This is a genomic window from Mesorhizobium sp. C399B (assembly GCF_030323185.1).
Lineage (GTDB): Bacteria > Pseudomonadota > Alphaproteobacteria > Rhizobiales > Rhizobiaceae > Mesorhizobium.
This window is the reverse complement of record NZ_CP100472.1, coordinates 6,325,226-6,341,712: the sequence shown is the minus strand read 5'-3', so window position 1 is coordinate 6,341,712 and position 16,487 is coordinate 6,325,226. Positions and strand designations below refer to the sequence as shown.

13 protein-coding genes, 2 tRNA genes and 1 pseudogene are annotated in these 16,487 nt (G+C 63.5%); 11 read left to right on the top strand and 5 right to left on the bottom strand.

The features are described 5' to 3' along the window. The first annotated feature begins 92 nt into the window (after positions 1–92). Positions 93–1,346, top strand: a complete 1,254-nt coding sequence (gene tyrS, locus NLY36_RS30365; RefSeq protein ID WP_023669134.1) for a tyrosine--tRNA ligase — start codon at positions 93–95, stop codon at positions 1,344–1,346. Positions 1,347–1,363: 17 nt separating this feature from the next. Here tyrS and NLY36_RS30360 read toward each other — a convergent pair whose 3' ends face one another. After that, complete coding sequence (locus tag NLY36_RS30360) at positions 1,364–4,750, bottom strand: YhdP family protein (protein WP_023697550.1); 3,387 nt, start codon at positions 4,748–4,750, stop codon at positions 1,364–1,366. A gap of 162 nt (positions 4,751–4,912) precedes the next feature. Here NLY36_RS30360 and NLY36_RS30355 point away from each other — a divergent pair, with 162 nt between their 5' ends. The 3 genes and pseudogenes from NLY36_RS30355 to NLY36_RS30345 all read left to right on the top strand — a co-directional run. Then, positions 4,913–5,380, top strand: coding sequence for a peroxiredoxin (locus tag NLY36_RS30355; protein ID WP_023697549.1), 468 nt, complete (start codon positions 4,913–4,915; stop codon positions 5,378–5,380). 164 nt (positions 5,381–5,544) lie between these two features. Beyond that, positions 5,545–6,822 carry a M23 family metallopeptidase gene (locus tag NLY36_RS30350; RefSeq protein ID WP_023736504.1) on the top strand — a complete coding sequence of 426 codons (1,278 nt, stop codon included), beginning with the start codon at positions 5,545–5,547 and terminating at the stop codon, positions 6,820–6,822. Positions 6,823–6,915: 93 nt separating this feature from the next. Next, positions 6,916–7,173 (top strand): annotated as a pseudogene (locus tag NLY36_RS30345) (ABC transporter permease); the annotation flags it as partial. 47 nt (positions 7,174–7,220) lie between these two features. Here the strand turns inward: NLY36_RS30345 and NLY36_RS30340 are convergent. Next, the gene (locus tag NLY36_RS30340; RefSeq protein WP_023697546.1) at positions 7,221–8,402 is read right to left on the bottom strand and encodes a M24 family metallopeptidase; all 1,182 of its coding nucleotides are present in this window, start codon (positions 8,400–8,402) and stop codon (positions 7,221–7,223) included. 212 nt (positions 8,403–8,614) lie between these two features. Here NLY36_RS30340 and NLY36_RS30335 point away from each other — a divergent pair, with 212 nt between their 5' ends. The 5 genes from NLY36_RS30335 to NLY36_RS30315 all read left to right on the top strand — a co-directional run bounded on the left by NLY36_RS30335 (position 8,615) and on the right by NLY36_RS30315 (position 13,561). Further along, positions 8,615–9,781, top strand: a complete 1,167-nt coding sequence (locus NLY36_RS30335) for an ROK family transcriptional regulator (protein ID WP_023697545.1) — start codon at positions 8,615–8,617, stop codon at positions 9,779–9,781. Then, positions 9,778–10,542 (top strand): ATP-binding cassette domain-containing protein, encoded by a 765-nt coding sequence (locus NLY36_RS30330; RefSeq protein WP_023697544.1) that lies wholly within the window; start codon positions 9,778–9,780, stop codon positions 10,540–10,542. The genes NLY36_RS30335 and NLY36_RS30330 overlap by 4 nt, the downstream gene beginning before the upstream one ends. Positions 10,543–10,582: 40 nt before the next feature. Next, positions 10,583–11,623, top strand: a complete 1,041-nt coding sequence (locus tag NLY36_RS30325) for a sugar ABC transporter substrate-binding protein (RefSeq protein WP_023684845.1) — start codon at positions 10,583–10,585, stop codon at positions 11,621–11,623. Positions 11,624–11,781: 158 nt separating this feature from the next. Then, complete coding sequence (locus NLY36_RS30320) at positions 11,782–12,777, top strand: ABC transporter permease (RefSeq protein ID WP_023697543.1); 996 nt, start codon at positions 11,782–11,784, stop codon at positions 12,775–12,777. A 13-nt stretch (positions 12,778–12,790) separates the two neighbouring features. After that, positions 12,791–13,561 (top strand): SDR family oxidoreductase, encoded by a 771-nt coding sequence (locus NLY36_RS30315; RefSeq protein WP_023697542.1) that lies wholly within the window; start codon positions 12,791–12,793, stop codon positions 13,559–13,561. On the opposite strand, the gene NLY36_RS30310 is transcribed toward NLY36_RS30315, so the two are convergent. Further along, the gene (locus NLY36_RS30310; RefSeq protein WP_023711514.1) at positions 13,562–14,383 is read right to left on the bottom strand and encodes a M15 family metallopeptidase; all 822 of its coding nucleotides are present in this window, start codon (positions 14,381–14,383) and stop codon (positions 13,562–13,564) included. It lies immediately after the preceding gene. Positions 14,384–14,470: 87 nt separating this feature from the next. Between NLY36_RS30310 and NLY36_RS30305 the strand changes: the two genes are divergently transcribed. Continuing rightward, the gene (locus tag NLY36_RS30305) at positions 14,471–15,022 is read left to right on the top strand and encodes a hypothetical protein (protein ID WP_027049537.1); all 552 of its coding nucleotides are present in this window, start codon (positions 14,471–14,473) and stop codon (positions 15,020–15,022) included. 60 nt (positions 15,023–15,082) lie between these two features. Here NLY36_RS30305 and NLY36_RS30300 read toward each other — a convergent pair. After that, positions 15,083–15,158, bottom strand: a tRNA-Val gene (locus NLY36_RS30300). A 218-nt stretch (positions 15,159–15,376) separates the two neighbouring features. On the opposite strand from NLY36_RS30300, the gene NLY36_RS30295 reads away from it, so the two are divergent. After that, positions 15,377–15,453, top strand: a tRNA-Asp gene (locus tag NLY36_RS30295). 102 nt (positions 15,454–15,555) lie between these two features. On the opposite strand, the gene rbsK is transcribed toward NLY36_RS30295, so the two are convergent. After that, positions 15,556–16,485 (bottom strand): ribokinase, encoded by a 930-nt coding sequence (gene rbsK, locus NLY36_RS30290; RefSeq protein WP_023736503.1) that lies wholly within the window; start codon positions 16,483–16,485, stop codon positions 15,556–15,558. Positions 16,486–16,487 lie beyond the last annotated feature (2 nt).

The window sequence follows — 16,487 nt, the reverse complement described above, 5'->3', positions numbered from 1 at the left end:
GGAAACCACTTTTGCTTGACGCGCTTGGATGCTAAACGCCCGCGTTCAGGCCATGCCGGGCCGTTCGGACCCGGCGCTTTCAGGAAGAAACAATGCCCGCCTTCAAGTCCGATTTCCTGCGCGTCATGAGCGAGCGCGGCTTCATCCACCAGATTTCGGATGAGACCGGGCTGGATCAACTTTTCGCGAAGGAAACCGTGACCGCCTATGTCGGCTACGACGCCACGGCGACCAGCCTGCACATCGGCAATCTAATATCGGCGACCATGCTCTACTGGATGCAGGAGACCGGCCACCGGCCGATCGCACTGATGGGCGGCGGCACCTCGATGATCGGCGACCCGTCCTTCCGTGACGACCAGCGCAGCCTTTTGACCCCCGAGGCGATCGCCACCAACATCGAAGGCATCAAGCGCATTTTTGGTCGCATCCTGCGCTTCGGCGACACTGGCAATGACGCCATCATGGTCAACAATGCCGACTGGCTGATGAAGCTCAACTATGTCGAGTTCCTGCGCGATGTCGGCCGCCACTTTTCGGTCAACCGGATGCTGACCTTCGACAGCGTCAGGCTGCGGCTCGAGCGCGAACAGTCGCTGTCCTTCCTCGAATTCAACTACATGATCCTGCAAGGCTATGATTTCGTCGAGCTCAGCCGCCGCCACGACTGCCGGCTGCAGATGGGCGGTTCGGACCAGTGGGGCAACATCATCAACGGCGTCGATCTCGGCCACCGCATGGGCACGCCGCAGCTTTATGCGCTGACCACGCCGCTGCTGACGACATCGTCGGGCGCCAAGATGGGCAAATCGGCCAAGGGCGCGGTGTGGCTGAACGGCGACCTCTTCTCGCCCTATGATTTCTGGCAATACTGGCGCAACACCGAGGATGCCGACGTCGAGCGCTTCCTGAAGATCTTCACCCGGCTGCCGCTTTCGGAGATCGCGCGGTTGGCCGCCCTTGGCGGCTCGGAGATCAACGAGGCCAAGAAGGTGCTGGCCACAGAAACCACGGCCATCGTGCACGGCCGCGAGGCGGCGCTCGCGGCCGAGGAAACCGCGCGCAAGACGTTCGAGGAAGGCGTGACGGCCGAAACCCTGCCGAGCGTCGAGGTGGATGGCGCAGCGCTGGAAGCTGGCATCGGCATCCTGTCGCTGCTGGTCACCGCGGGCCTTGCCGGGTCGAACGGCGAGGCGCGCCGGCATATCCAGGGCGGCGCCGTGCGCCTCAACGACCAGCCGGTGGCGGACGACCGGCGGATGGTGACGCCTCAGGATTTGAGTCCGGAAAACGTCGCAAAGCTTTCAGTGGGCAAGAAAAAGCACGTGCTTGTGCGGCCTGCCTGAGCCGTCTTCTGGGATCCTCAGCGATACTCGAAGATCGACCGGAAAATGCCCGGCGCGATTACCGATAGCGGGTTGATGTCCAGCACCGGCTTGTTGGCGTTGCCCTTAAGCCGGTAGGTGACGCCGATCAGGCCTCGGTCGCGGCCGTTGCCGAGCAGAACGCCGACCAACGGCAACTCGCCGAAGATGCGGTTGAGGCCATAGGCCGGCATGAAGGTTCCGGTCATGTCCATATTGTTGTTCTGGTCGTAGAGCGTGCCTTGGAAGGTGGTGCCGATGCGCGGGCCGCGCAGCACGCCATTCGCCAATTTCAAATAGCCCGACCCCTTGTCGATCTCGGTAAAGCCGCGCTCGAACTTTACCCGCGAAGTGTCGATCTTGCCCTTGACCGCTTCGTTCAGGCTGCGGCTGTCGCCGGCTGGCGTAGTCGATACGATGGACGCAAGCTTCGGTTCATTGACGATGAAGAAGTTGCTCGAATCGACCTGTCCCCGCATCGGGCCGTCGGCTGCGCCGCTGAGCGCCAGCGTGATCGATCCGCCTTCCATATGCTCGTAGATGTTGAGGAAGCGCAATATGGCGCCTGCGTCGGCCGACTTCATGGTGAGCGCGCGAGCACCATTGCCTGCCGTATTGCTGATGGTGATGGCGGCGCCGGAACTTGCCGCGGCGCTGACCTTGAGCCTGTTCACCCTGGAGCCGGCGGCACTGTAGTCGAGCTTCAAATTGGACAGGACCTCGTCATGGAACCCGCTTAGCGAATTGACGTCGGCGCTAACCGAAACCGCGTCCGTGCCGGTGGTTTTGGTGGCGGTATCGACATCGGAGGTGAACTGCTTGATCAGCGAGCGGGCATCGAGCGCGTTGCCGCTGACATCGACTGCGAAGCCCTTGCCCGACCGCTTCACCGTCACGGCGACATCGTCGCCCCGGTTCAAGGCGACTTTGCTGAAGCGGGCCGAAGACAGCGCGCCCTTGACCAGGACGACATCGCCTTCGACCGAAAAGCTCTTTCCGTCGAGGTCGAAGTCAGACAGCGTCGTGGTATCGCCGGACTTGCTCATTGTAAAAGTGGCATTGGCGGCAATGCCCGGCCCCTTGCTCCAGCCTGCCCAGGGAATGTCCAGCCTGGCGCTCGTCAGGTCAACGTCGACGTTCTGGCTGCCGCCTTCGCCGCTCTTGTCGATTGTCACCTTGATGGTGCCGGAAATCAGCGGCGACAGGCCAGGCATGGCGATGGCGCGCGTCTTGTCGTCGAGCACAAGCGCCACCTTGCGGCTGCGCGGCGGCCCGCCATCCCTGAGCGGCTCAACCAGATCGAGCTCGGCTGGAATGCCGTTCAGCCGCGCCTTGGCAGAGATCACCGCCTTGCCGGGCCCGACTTCGATCGAGCCGTCGGCATCGGTCACCATCTGGCCTTCGAACGGCTTGGCGAGCGACAGGTCCTTGTAGTCGAGCGATACCAGCCAATCGAGCTTCGACGTGTCGACGCCGGATTGCAACGGAATGTCGGCCTTGACGTGGCCGGTCACCGTGCCCGACAGGTCGTCCGGCAAGATGCCGACATGGCGCATGGCGTTGATCGGTTCGTAGGAGGCAAGTTCGGCGATGGCCGGCGCCTCGCCGGCGACGTCGATGTCGAGCGCGCCGATCACCGGCGGGTGGTTTGCCGCCTTTACCGACAGTGTGCCATTGCTTGCCGCCACGGTGCGGCCGCTCGGCATATAGACGCTGCCCGACGACAGCGCGACGTCGACATCGTTGCCGTGGAAGGAAACGACGCCGACGGCATCGCGTATCGGCGGGATGCGGCCGGCGGTGTCGAAACGCGAGCCCTCGACCTGGAAGCGGCCGAACACCTCGTCGGCCGAAAGCGGCACGCCGTTGCCGAGACGCCCCGGCACGACCTGGAACTGCAGGCTGGCATCGACGACGCGGCCGCCAAACAGGTTCTGCAGCACCCACAGCCGCGCGTTCTTGGCCGAGAACCAGGGCCACAATTGCTTGACGTGCGAGACCGCCATGTCGTGGACGTTGAGCGACACCGAGATACCCGGCGGTCCGTTGTCGATGAAGGAAACCGCAGCGGTTCCCAGCACTTCGCTCCCCGATCCCGACCTGATGCCGATCTGGTCGGCGACAAGCTTGCGGCTCTTGATCTGATAGACGCCGGCGATGCGGGCGAAGAAATTCAGCGCCGGCTCGGGCGATTCCGAAGGCGCCAGCGTCGAGCCGTCGCTGGTCAGGTCGTAACGATAGGAAGGCTCCTCGCCGGCCGCGCCGGTCGACGGCTTTGGCCCGATCGAGCCGGCGAAATTGAACGCCGAGCGCCCGGTCTTTAGAACCAGCCTGCCGACATCGATCTTGTTGGAGCCGGAGACAAGGGCGGCGTCGACATCGACATCGGCCGGCAACAGCCCGCGTGTGCCGAGGTCGAGCACCGAGCCGGTTAGCGACAGCGAGCCCGTCAGCCGCGAATCGGTCTCGCCCGAGCCTTCGGATCCCGTGAGCTTCAAAGCCATCGCGCCGGTTCGCCCGCCGGCCGCCGGCGTTGTCTCCGCGACATCCGCCATGTCGATGGCGGCGTTCAAGGCGGTAACGCGCATCGAGCTCGTATCGCGGGTGGCGGTGGCCGTGACGGTGAGCGCGCGGCCATCGACATCCGCCTCGGACGAGAACTCCATGCTGCCGGGGCCTGACTGCAGCACCGTGGCGTTGGCGATCGTGACCAGCTTGACCGATCCGGCCTCGGGCAGCTCGAACGCGACATTTTTGAGATCGATGCGGCGCATCGAATCCTCGCGCACGGCATCGAGTGCACGATTGACGTCACTGAAGACGACGGCGGCCAGTTTTTCCGGATCGATGAGACCGTCTTGATTGCGCAGGCGCGCTATCCAGTCACCACCCGACGGCATTGCCGCGGTGACGATATGGGCGTCGGAAATCCTGGCGCTGGTCAGCCGAACCTCGCCCGAAAGCAGCGGGATCAGCCGGATGCCGAAGCGGACGCGCCCGGCGTCGGCCATCGGCTTGCCGTCGGCCGTCTCGACGCTGACATCCTTGACCTGCAGCGCAATGAAGCTCGATCCGTCAAGTGTCAGGCTGGCAGGACCGACGGCGACTTTGACGTCGAAACCGGCCAGTTTCTCGATCGCCGTTTCGGCTTCCAACCGCAGCCGTTCGTTGCCGATGCCGGTGGCGCCGATGACGTAGACGGCGGCCGCTGCCAGCAGCACAAGGGCTCCAATGCCGGCAAACAGCCGGGCAAGGATGCGAAAGCCGCGGCCGATCCGTGCCTTGCCGAGCGGCGGCACGCGGCAAGCGGACGGGAAAGCCCCCAGGTCGGTGATCTCGTCACGCCTGAACCGGATTTTCTCGTGCTGCGGTTCTTCCTGATCCACGCAATTTTCCGTTGTGCGAATTCGATCGTGGACGAATCCCCGCCCGACACTATAACGACGCAGGCTAGAGCATGATGCCGAAAAGTGTGAGGCGGTTTTCGGACGACATCATGCTCTATCTCTTTGATTTAGGGCCGCGTAACCTCAAACAAGGGCATCGATATGGCTGATCTCGACGTTGGCGACGTTGCGCCGCAATTCGATCTTCCGCGCGACGGCGGCGGCTCACTCAGCCTTGCCTCGATGCGGGGGAAGCCCGTTGTACTTTATTTCTATCCGCAGGACGACACCACAAGTTGTACCAATGAGGCGATCAGCTTTTCGCAGCTGAAGCCGGAGTTCGAAAAGGCCGGCGCCGTGGTGATCGGCCTGTCGCCGGACAGCGTGAAGAAGCACGACAAGTTCAAAACCAAATACGATCTCACCGTCGACCTGGTTGCCGACGAGGAGCGCAAGGTGATCGAGGCTTACAATCTGTGGGTCGAAAAGACGATGTATGGCCGCAACTATATGGGCGTCGAGCGGGCGACGTTCCTGATCGGCAAGGACGGGCGGATCGCCGGGATCTGGCGCAAGGTCCGGGTGAAAGGCCATGCCGAAGCAGTGCTGGAGGCGGTCCGCGCGCTCTGAGGCGCCACCGATCTGGCCAACGCCGCGCAGTGCATTAGGGGCATAAGACATATATGCGGTTGGCTGACACCGTTGGTCACTAGCGCGCCCGCGACGGCAAAACTTTGTTAACCCTAATAATGTGTAATCGGGCTTCGTTGGTGTCGTAACGAAAGCTTGGTCCCGTGAACCTAACCGGTCAGTCAGCGGTCTTCGGCAGGCGCAAGGAGCCGCATACGGTCATCATTGCGCGGGGCAATGAAATACGGCATTTCACCATCCGGCCGTGGCTCGTCGCCTTTCTCGGCTCGGCACTGGCGGCGATCGCCATCGGCTATCTCTTGGCGACCTCCTATCTCGTACTGCGCGACGATCTGATCGGCGCCACCACGGCCCGGCAGGCGCGCATGCAGCAGGCCTATGAAGATCGCATTTCCGCATTGCGCGCGCAGGTCGACCGCATCACCAGCCGCCAGCTTCTCGACCAAAAACTGATGGAAACCAAGGTCAGCGAATTGATCGAGCGGCAGAGCCAGCTCAGCCAGCGCCATGGCCGCCTCGGCCCGATTCTCGAGCGGGCCGAAAACGAGGTCGGCACGCCGGCCGCCGCGGATGTGGCGGCAAAACTCGACGAGCATGCCGAACTGACTGGCGGCGAGCCACTCGCCTATTCGGTCGCCAGCCTCGGTTCGGGCGACACCAGGCCATTCTCGCTGTGGTCGACACGCTCCGACCCGCTGCCCAGCGAAACGGCTGCGGACCGTGCCGACAAATTGTTCGTCTCGATCAATGATTCACTGAAGGCTATCGAAAGCCAGCAACTCACCCGCATCGAAACCCTGGCCGACAACGCCTACAAGAACGCCGATGCCATCACCCAGGCGCTGGAAGCGGCCGGTCTGCCGGTCGACAGTGATTTCGGCAAAAACGAAAGCGATGTCGGCGGACCGCTGATCCCGCTTGACAGCTCGATGATGTTCGACAGCAAGGTCAAGGAACTGGACGAGGCGCTGGATACGCTCGACCAGTTGAAGAAAGAGGCGCGGCGGCTGCCGCTCGCCAACCCGGCGCCGGGCCACTCCGTCACCAGCCCGTTCGGCGTGCGCACTGACCCCATCCTCGGCACCGCTGCCCTGCACTCGGGCATGGATTTCCGCGCGCCGGTCGGCATGGCAGCCAAGGTCACGGCGGCCGGAATCGTTACCAAGGCCGGCTGGAACGGCGGCTATGGCCGCATGGTCGAGGTCGATCACGGCAACGGCTTTGCCACGCGCTACGGCCATCTGAGCGAGATCGACGTTGCCGTCGGCCAAAAACTCGCAGCCGGCGACATCATTGGCAAAACCGGCAGCAGCGGCCGTTCGACCGGCCCGCACCTGCACTACGAAATCCGCCACAATGGCGAGGCCATCGACCCGCTGCGCTTCCTGACCGTCGGCAAGAAGGTCGAGCAGTATCTGTAGGGTCAGGCCAGGCGGCTGGTTGCACGCCCCCGCCTCCTTCACCCGTTGTACCATCCTGTTGTTTGGCAATCCGACATCGCGTGCTCCGGCGTCACGTTCTGGAGCCTGCGGCTGCCGCGCGCTTTGCCGATGCTGTTCTCATCGCTGAGGATTGCCTCGGCCACCGCCGTGATCGGCGCCATTGTCGGCGAATGGATCGGCTCCGACCAAGGACTTGGCGCGCTGATCGTCCAGGCGTCCTTCAACTACCAGTCGGACCGCCTCTACGCGGCGATCGTGCTGTCATCGGGCCTGTCGATCGTCCTGTTTTGTCTTGTGGTGCTGATCGAGCGCCGGACGATCCAATATTGAGCAGATGCGTCAGGCGGGTCGCGGTGGCGTCCGTCGTGGCTGACCGGTCAGGATTTGACATGGATGTCTCGCGGGAATTTGGTCAGCGTCTCATGGCCGGTCTCGGTCACCAGAATGGTCTCGCTGATCTCGATGCCCCAGCCATCCATCCACATGCCAAGAATGGAGTGCAGGACGTTGCCGGGTTGCAGCGCGGTCTTGTCGCCGGGCCGCAGGCTGATCGTGTGCTCGCCCCAATCCGGGGGATAAGCGACGCCGATGGAGTAGCCGATGCGCGATTCCTTCTTCAGCCCGTAGCGCTGGATAACCTTGCGCCATGCGGCCTCGACCGCTTCGGCTGTGGTCCCCGGCCTGACCGCGTCGAGCACCGCATCCATGCCTTCGATCACCGCCTTTGCGGTGTCGGCGACACGGGCCGGCGTCTTGCCGAGCTGCATCGTTCGGGCGAGGCCTGCGGCATAGCGGCGGCAGACACCGGCAAGTTCGAGCGCAATCGTTTCGTCCTTGCCGAAGCGCCGATCGCTCCACATGATGTGCGGAGCCGATGCATTCTCGCCGCCGAGGATGGTCGGCGGCAGTGCCGTGATGTCGCCGGCGAAGTCTGGACTGCCGGCAATCTGCGCCGCCTGGATCGCGGCAATCGCATCGCATTCGCGCACGCCTGGCGCGATGACTTCGAAGGCCCGCGAAACCGCCGATTCGGCAAGTGTCGACGCCTTGCGCAGATAAGCAATTTCGGGCGCGGATTTGACGGCGCGGATCCAGTTCACCAGCAGATCGGCGTCGTGCCATTTCGCATTGGGCAGGCCGGCGACGAGCCGGGCATGCGCCTTCGGCGAGAAATAATAGGCTTCGAGCTCGATGCCGATATGTCTCGCGCCCCAGCCCTTGGCGACGATGCAGGCCGCTATCCAGTCCATCGGATGGCGATCGGCGCGCTGCACGTGGTCCTCGGGGAAGCCGACCACATTCTCCGGCTTCATCCAGGCCGTCAGCAAGCCGCCTGCCGCATCCATGGCGCGGCCGATCCAGACCGGCTCGGCCTCGTTTTCGATCGGGACAAGCACGACCTGCGGCGTGTAGAACGACCAGCCGTCATAGCCGGTGATGTAATGCTGGTTGGCGACATCGTTGACGACCAGCAGTTCCAGCCCACGCGCCGCCATCTCGGCGCGGATCTTCTTGAGCCGCCGCTGGTACTCATCGCGCGCAAAAGGCAATTCGATCATCGGTTTTCCTGCTGGATCACTGGTCGGGCGAGCCCCGCGCCCGCCTGACGTCATTCACCATTGCGGTGGTTTCAGCCCGGCTGCAATCGGCCAGCGCGGCGCATGGGACAGGTCCTGCACCGCGTCCGGGAACCATTCCGAATTATTTTTGAATTCCATTTGACTGAATAAATTGCCTGTGCAAGTCTTAGCCTTCCTAAAGGGCGCGGGACATGGCACTGCGGGGGACCAATCAGGAGTTCGGGCGGCCTTACAACCGGCGCATCGTGCTGGAGTCCATCCGCCTTCACGGTCCCATCGCTCGCGGCGACATTGCCAGCCGGGTCGGCCTCACCGTCCAGACCGTATCGACCATCGTTCGCGAACTCGAAGAGCATGGCTATGTGCTGTCGCTGCGCGAGGAGCCGCGCGGACGCGGGTTGCCGCCGGCGACGCTCAGGATCAACCCCGAGGGCGGCTATGCCGTGGGCGTCCACCTCACCCCGCTGGGGATCGACGCGGCGCTCATCAATCTCAGCGGCGATGTGATCGAGAGCATGCATCGCGAGGCGCCGCATGCGACGCCCGACCATGCCTTCGAGCTGATCGGCGCGATGGTGCCCGAGCTGACCGCGCTGCGGCCCGGCGGGCGCGTGCTCGGCATCGGCATGGCGCTGCCTGGACCGTTCGGCGTGGAGTCGATGAGCTTCGTCGGCCCGACGACCATGGCCGGCTGGAAGGATGTCGCGCTGCCGGAACGGCTGGCGGCGTCGACCGGGCTGCCGGCCTTCTTCGAAACCGACATGGCGGCGGCGGCCATGGGCGAACGGCTTTACGGTCTCGGCTCCGGTTATTCCGAATACTACTACCTCTATTTCGGCGTCGGCCTCGGCGGCGTCATCGTGCATGACGGCGCGGTGATGCGCGGCGCCTGGGGCAATGCCGGCGAAATCGGACACATCCCTGCCGTTCCCGGTGGCGAGCCTTGCCCATGCGGTAACAGCGGCTGCCTCGAACGGTATCTCTCGCTCGAAGCACGTCGCCGCCGCAACATCAGCGACGCCGCCTGGGTGGCCGAGATCGCGCCGATCTTCCGCAACGCCATCGTCACCATCGAGAATGTGTTCGACCCGGAAACCGTCATCCTCGGCGGGCTTGCGCCCACCGACCTGCTCGAAAAGCTGGTCGGCGCGGCGGGACAGCTTCCCAATTCGGTCTCGGCGCGGCGCGACCGCAAGACACCGCGCGTGACGGTGGCGACCGGCGGCAAGCATTCGGTGCTGCGCGGCGCTGCCGCCCTTGCAGTGTCCGGTGTGCTTTCCCCGCGCTTCGGCCAGATGTTCATCGCCGAGCGCGAGCGCCGGTCCGACCTCATGCACAGCAAAGGAGTGGCGGCATGACCGAACCGCTGCTGGTACTCGAAAACGTCACCAAGAATTACGGCGCCATCCATGCGCTGAGAGGCATCAGCTTCTCGATCGGCAAGGGCGAGGTCGTGGCGCTGCTCGGCGACAATGGCGCCGGCAAGTCGACACTGGTCAAGATCATCGCCGGCGGCCTCGAGCCGAGCTCCGGCCGCATGCTGTTCGAGGGCAAGGAGTTCCTGGCGAAATCGCCGGCCGAGGCCAAGGCTGCCGGCATCGAGACCGTCTACCAGGACCTGTCGCTGTGCACCAATGTCGACGTTGTCGCCAATTTCTTCATGGGCCGCGAGATTACCCGCAAGGTTCTCGGTGTCCCCATCCTCGACGAGCGCGCCATGGAGGCCGTCGTCGGCAAGGCGCTGGCAAGTGCCGGCACCCGCATCCCATCGCTACGCACCAATGTCGAGCACCTCTCGGGCGGCCAACGCCAAGCCATCGAGCTCAACCGCTTCGTGCATTGGGGCGGCAAGCTTGTGCTGCTCGACGAGCCGTTCGCGGCACTCGGCGTCGAACAGACGCGGCGCGGTCTCGAGATGATCCGCCAAGTGGCCAACCAGGGCATCGGCGTCGTCATCATCACCCACATCATGCAACAGGCTTTTCAGGTCGCCGACCGGATCGTGGTGATCCGGCAAGGCGTCGTGGCCGGCGATGTCGCGCGCAACAAAACAAGTCCCGATGCGGTGATCAACATGATCACCGGTGAGACGCTTGCCGGTGCCGGACCGGCAGGTTGAGGGACAAAGAGGGGTCCGGTATAAAAGAGGAGCGAACGACATGAAGCGAATACTGGTTCTTGTCTTCGGTATCCTGGCACTGGCTCTTGCCTCGCTCACGCCGGCAATGTCCCAGACCAAGGGCACCGTCTATTATATGGTCCCGACCCTGCTCGATGAATTCCAGACCGGCTCGGTGAGCGCGCTGGAGCTGTTCCTCAAGCAGGTCGGCTATGAGGTGAAAACACTCAACGCCGACAACAAGACCGACGCGCAGCAATCGCAGATGAACGACGTCATTGCGCTGAAGCCGGCGGCGATCATCCTGGCCGCCGTCGATTTCAACGCGCTGAAGCCGTCCATCGAAGCGGCGCGTGCGGCCGGCATCCCGGTGGTCGAGTTCGACCGCCAGATCACCTCGACCCCGTCCGATTTCACCTCGGTGGCGGGCACGGTCGAGATCGGCTACGTCGCCGCCGAGCAGGCGCAAAAGCTTCTGACCGCCAAGAACGGTTCGGTGAAGGGCAAGATCCTGCAGGTGCTCGGCGATCCCGGCGATCCCTACACGCTCGACATCCAGAAGGGTTTCGAGGAGAAGTTGAAGGCGTTTCCTGACGTCAAGATCATCTCGCTGCCGGCCATGCAATGGGAAGCCAGCAACGCCGGCACGATCGTTGCCGACCAGATGCTCGCCAACCCCGACATCGACCTGATCTTCAGCCATGCCGCGCACCTCTCGGTTGCAGCCGTCGCCTCGCTCGAGGCCGCCGGCAAGAAGCCGGGCGACGTCATGCTGATGAGCTCGAACGGCGCTCCGGTCGGTCTCGACCTGATCCGCAAGGGCTGGCTCAATGTCGAAGTCGAGCAACCGCTCTACGCGCAGGCCGCAGCCGTCGCCATGTTCATGGACAAGATCGCCGGCAAGCAGGAAATCAAGCCTGGCGAGTATGACGTGCTCGGCTTGAAGTCGACCGTGACCAAGGAGAGCTGGGGCCCCAACATCAAGATCCCGGGCGCCGCCATCACCAAGGAAAACGTCGACAATCCGGCCTTCTGGGGCAACCAGAAGCCGCCGACGGACACGATCAAGTCTGTCGAATAGTCGCCTAGCGAAGCGCTCCGGGCCATTGCGGCCCGGAGCCTGCCCTTCACGACGCCGCGTCCAGGACGCCGTGGCGAACCTAAACCCGCGCCTGAACCCGACGAAATCGAGTTGATTTCTCAGCCTGATTTTCTCGGGGGCGCCAACCGGATCAGCCCATGAACCCGCGCAGCCGCAAAGCCCTGGAGTTCGTCCTCGACAACCTCGTCTGGTTCATGCTGATCTTTGTGCTGGTTGTCTTTTCCATCTTCGTCCCCAACTATTTCCAGCTCGGCATCTTCGCCAACATCATCGAGGCCTCGAGCGTTCTCGGCGTGATGTCGATCGGCCTGTCGCTGGTCATCATTGCCGGCCATATGGACCTGTCGGTAGAATCGGTGGCCGCACTCAGCGCCATGACCGTCGGCATCCTGTTCTGCTCGTCGGGCATCGGCATGGGCATACAGCTCAATCCGCAGTGGCTGATGGTTCCGGTTTCGCTGCTGGTTGCGCTCGCCGTCGGCGGCCTCATCGGCGCCTTCAACGGCTATCTGGTGGTCAAGGTGAAGATGAGCGCCTTTATCATTACGCTGGCGTCCTACATCTGGGTGCGCGGCCTGGTGCTGGTGATTTCCGGCGGCCGGTCGGCACAGGATCTGGCGCCGGCCATCCGCTGGTTCGGCATCCAGCGGCTGGCCGGCCTGCCGCTGACCGCCTGGATCGCCGTCGCCTGTTTCGTCCTGTTCTCGCTGATCATGGCCAAGACGCCGTTCGGCCGCCACCTCGTGATGATCGGCGGCAACGAGACAGCGACCTTCCGCGCCGGCATCCGCGTCAACCGCAATCTGATCATCGCCTTCGTACTTGCCGGCGCCATTGCCGGCCTCGCCGGCTGGCTGCTCGCCATCCGCACCTCGGGCGCCACCGCCAATCTCGGCACCGGGCTGTTGTTCAACGCCTTTGCCGCGGTCGTCATCGGCGGCGTCAGCCTGAAAGGCGGTGTCGGCACCTTGCCCGGCGTCTATGCCGGCGTGCTGCTGCTCTCCTCCATCAACACGGCAATCAACCTGATGGGCCTGCCGGCCAATTTCACCCAGGTGATCCATGGCCTGCTGGTGCTCGCCGCCGTGCTGCTCGACGCCTTCAAGCAAACCATTCGCCAAAGACTCGCATGACAGGACAGCTCACATGACCGGACGGCTGCAAGACAAGGTCGCGCTTATCGTCGGCAGCGCGCGCGGCATCGGCAAGGGCATTGCGCTGCGCTTTGCCGAGGAAGGCGCAAGGCTGGTCCTGGCCGACAGCGAGGCCGAAGCCGGCCAGGCGACCGCGGACGAGCTCGGCGCGGATTTCATTCGCACCGACATCTCGCAAATGGCCGATGCAGAAGCTGCGGTGGCGCTGGCGCTGAGCCGCCATGGCCGCCTCGACATCGTCGTGCAGAATGCCGGCATCTATCCCTGGCAGCTGATCGAAAACACCAGCCCGGACGACTGGGACCGGGTGATGGCGGTCAATCTGCGCGGCACGTTCAACGCCACGCTGGCGGCGCTGGCGCCGATGAAGGCGCAAGGTTACGGGCGCATGCTCTACACCTCGTCGATCACCGGTCCGCACGTCACCAGCCCCGGCCACGGCCACTATGCCGCCAGCAAGGCCGGCATCAACGGCTTCATCCGCTCGGCGGCGCTGGAATTTTCGGGCTACGGCATCACCGTCAACGGCGTCGAGCCCGGCAACATCCTGACCGAAGCGATCGAGCTGCATCGCGGCGCCGCCTACATCAAGAACATGGAGGATTCGATCCCGCTCGGACGCCTCGGCAGTCCGCGCGACGTCGCCAACGCCTTCCTGTTCCTCGCCTCCGACGATGCCAGCTACATCACCGGCACCACCATCGTCGTCGACGGCGGCCAGTTGCTCCCCGAAGGCAAGGATTTCCGGCTGCTGCCGCCGTGATCAGCCGGATTTCTTGTACAGCAGCAACTCAGGCCGGTACTCGAAGTGCATGGTGTCGTAGTGATACCAGCGCCCGCCCCAGATGAAGCCGTTTTTCTCGAACAATTCCACGATTTCCAGCGGAATCCGGTTCTTGAAGGGAATGTGGGCCTTCGGGTTGGTTTTGTTCCTGTTGTTGTACCAATAGTCGGAGAAGCCGACATTGATATCGAAGGCCGCTCCGAACGAGTGAACGCTCAACCGGTCGGTGCCGGCGATCGGCCGCCAGACAAAGCCGCCGCCGGGCTTGAGCCCGTAACGGCTCAGCTCCGCGGGCATCGCCTCAAGCGCAGCGGAGACCTTGCCCAGCCGGTCGTTGATGCCGAAAATCCTGGTGACCTGCACGGTCTTCTTGCCGAGCTTCGGCAACCATTTGACGTTGGCGATGTGCTTGCCCACCTCGGCGGCACTTGCCCCGTAGAGCTTCTCGAAGAAAGGTTCATTGCGGATACGGCCGGGATCGAAATCCTCCGCCGGGACCAGCGCGCCCTCGGCTGCTCTGGGATAGACGTAGCGAAACATGTCTTCGATGTCGGGGCTCTCAAGCAGCGCGTCGGCGTCGCGAGCCTTGCCGTCGTTCCACACCATGGTGGTGCCGTCGGTCCAGGTCAGGACATTGCCCGAAATGGTGAAAAGGCCGGGATAGGCCTTGAGCAAGGCTGCCTTGGCGGCGGGCTGGTCGACGCCGTCGCCCACATTCCCCGCATAGGCGAAGCGCCCAATACCAGAGATTGTCAATGCCAATAGCAGCTGTAACATCAGCCGCCGTGGATGGTCGATCATTGTGCTGCCTCCGCGAGGGCTTTCATTCATCGTGCATTTAACAAGGCAGCTGTACCATGCTGGTCGAATCGAACGGGAGACAAAATCATGTCAAAAACCTTCACTGCTTTGATCCGGATGACGTTTACATTCATTTGCCTGGTCGGCCTGGCCTCGTCAGTTTCTATCTTTTTCCCCGCCACCGCGTCGGCCCAGCGCATGCAGAAATGCGCCGATGAAGGCGGCACGTGCCGCCTGCCCTACCCCTCGGAAGTGGTCTACGGCGCGCGCGGCCAGACCACCTCCCGCTTCTTCGATCGTCGTTCCGTGCCGTGTACGAATCGCGTCTTTGGGGACCCGGCGCCTGGCCGCGACAAGGCTTGCTATATCGTGAAGCGCGGCGGCGGTAACGACTATGGCGACAACGATGACGACGACGACAATTACGGCGATGATGATTACGGCCAGGGCCGCGGCAGATGGGTGGCCTGCGCCCGGGAGAATCAGTTCTGTGATTTCCGTGGCCGCCAAGTGGTCAGATACGGAGCGCGCGGTCGGTTCACGCAAGGCGTTTTCAGGAACGGCGTGCGCTGCGGCAACGATGCCTTTGACGAGGATCCCGCTCCCCGTGCGAAGAAGACCTGCTACATCAGGAAGTAGACTGGTGCCGGCATGAAAAGGGGTGCGGCTCTTTGAGGCCGCGCCCGGAATCCGGGATCTTGGTGGGCGATGACGGGCTCGAACCGCCGACATCTTCGGTGTAAACGAAGCGCTCTACCAACTGAGCTAATCGCCCGCTCCGGCCGGACCTTTAAGCGGTCGCAACCGGCTTCGCAAGGCCAAATGAACAGCTGCTAGCTTAGCCGCACAGTGGTTTTCGCGGGCAAAGTGCCGCCCGTCAAAAAACCTTCTCCTGTTTGCGTTTATGCTGTCCAGCTGCGCTTGACACCCGGTGGCGAACCCCTTATCCACCGCCCCAACGACGAACACGGCTGACACGTGCTCGTCCAATGCGCGGGTGTAGCTCAGTTGGTTAGAGTGCCGGCCTGTCACGCCGGAGGTCGCGGGTTCGAGCCCCGTCACTCGCGCCATTTCTCCTCAGGAGAAATGTGGCATAATCGTCTAGAATCATGATCTTGCATGAGGCAATTCAGATCCGGTCGGATCTGAATTCGGTCTCTCCCGCAACGACGTCACCCCTTGGCCAGCAGCGCCTCGACCTCATGCAGCGTCGGCATGGATGGCGCCGTACCCGGCCGCGTCACCGAAATGCCGGCGACGGCGCAGGCGAAGCGGACGGCTTGCAGCGGCTCCACGCCTTTGGCGAGTGCGGCGGCCAGGCCGCCATTGAAGGCATCGCCCGCACCGGTGGTTTCGACCACCGGGCCGGCATTGACCACCGGGACATGGTCGGACCGAGCGGCCGTGTGCAGCAGCGCGCCTTTTTCGCCGAGCGTGATGATGACCGAGCCGACGCCTTTTTTGAGCAGGCTGTCGGCGGCGCGGCGAGCCTCGTCGATCGAAGAAACCTTGATGCCGGTCAGCTCTTCGGCCTCGGTCTCGTTGGGGGTGACATAGTCGCAAAGCGTATAGATGCGGTCCGGCAGCTTGGCCGCCGGCGCCGGATTGAGGATGGTGGTCACCCCTGCACCGCGCGCGATTTCGAGTGCGCGCAGTGCCGCGTCGATCGGCTGCTCGAGCTGGGTGACGAAGACGCCGGCGCCGCCGATCAGGCCGGCGTTGGCCTCGATGTCTTCAGGCGAGATCAGCATCGCCGCACCCGGGCTGACGATGATGGCGTTGTTGCCGGTTGTCTCCTCGATGAAGATATAGGCCGCGCCGGTATAGCTTTTCGGCGTCTCGATGACGGCGGATTTGACGCTCGCCTCTGCCCAGGTCGCCTTGGCCATGTCGGCGAAAGCATCGACGCCAAGCCGGGTCAGGAAGGTGACGTCCGCGCCGAGCTTGCCTGCCGCCACCGCCTGGTTCGAGCCCTTGCCGCCCGGTCCCAGCTTGAAGGAATTACCAAGAATGGTTTCACCCATGCGCGGCTGTCGATCGGCGCGGTAGGCGGTGTCGGCGACGAAAACGCCCAGAATGACGACAGGTTTGCCCGACGCCATGG

Bases quoted from the DNA above. Each gene is read 5' to 3' on its own strand.
- NLY36_RS30310 (WP_023711514.1), bottom strand. From the start codon at position 14,383: ATGATCGACCATCCACGGCGGCTGATGTTACAGCTGCTATTGGCATTG.
- NLY36_RS30325 (WP_023684845.1), top strand. From the start codon at position 10,583: ATGAAGCGAATACTGGTTCTTGTCTTCGGTATCCTGGCACTGGCTCTT.
- NLY36_RS30335 (WP_023697545.1), top strand. From the start codon at position 8,615: ATGGCACTGCGGGGGACCAATCAGGAGTTCGGGCGGCCTTACAACCGG.
- NLY36_RS30305 (WP_027049537.1), top strand. From the start codon at position 14,471: ATGTCAAAAACCTTCACTGCTTTGATCCGGATGACGTTTACATTCATT.
- NLY36_RS30315 (WP_023697542.1), top strand. From the start codon at position 12,791: ATGACCGGACGGCTGCAAGACAAGGTCGCGCTTATCGTCGGCAGCGCG.
- NLY36_RS30320 (WP_023697543.1), top strand. From the start codon at position 11,782: ATGAACCCGCGCAGCCGCAAAGCCCTGGAGTTCGTCCTCGACAACCTC.
- rbsK (WP_023736503.1), bottom strand. From the start codon at position 16,485: ATGGCGTCGGGCAAACCTGTCGTCATTCTGGGCGTTTTCGTCGCCGAC.
- tyrS (WP_023669134.1), top strand. From the start codon at position 93: ATGCCCGCCTTCAAGTCCGATTTCCTGCGCGTCATGAGCGAGCGCGGC.
- NLY36_RS30340 (WP_023697546.1), bottom strand. From the start codon at position 8,402: ATGATCGAATTGCCTTTTGCGCGCGATGAGTACCAGCGGCGGCTCAAG.
- NLY36_RS30355 (WP_023697549.1), top strand. From the start codon at position 4,913: ATGGCTGATCTCGACGTTGGCGACGTTGCGCCGCAATTCGATCTTCCG.
- NLY36_RS30330 (WP_023697544.1), top strand. From the start codon at position 9,778: ATGACCGAACCGCTGCTGGTACTCGAAAACGTCACCAAGAATTACGGC.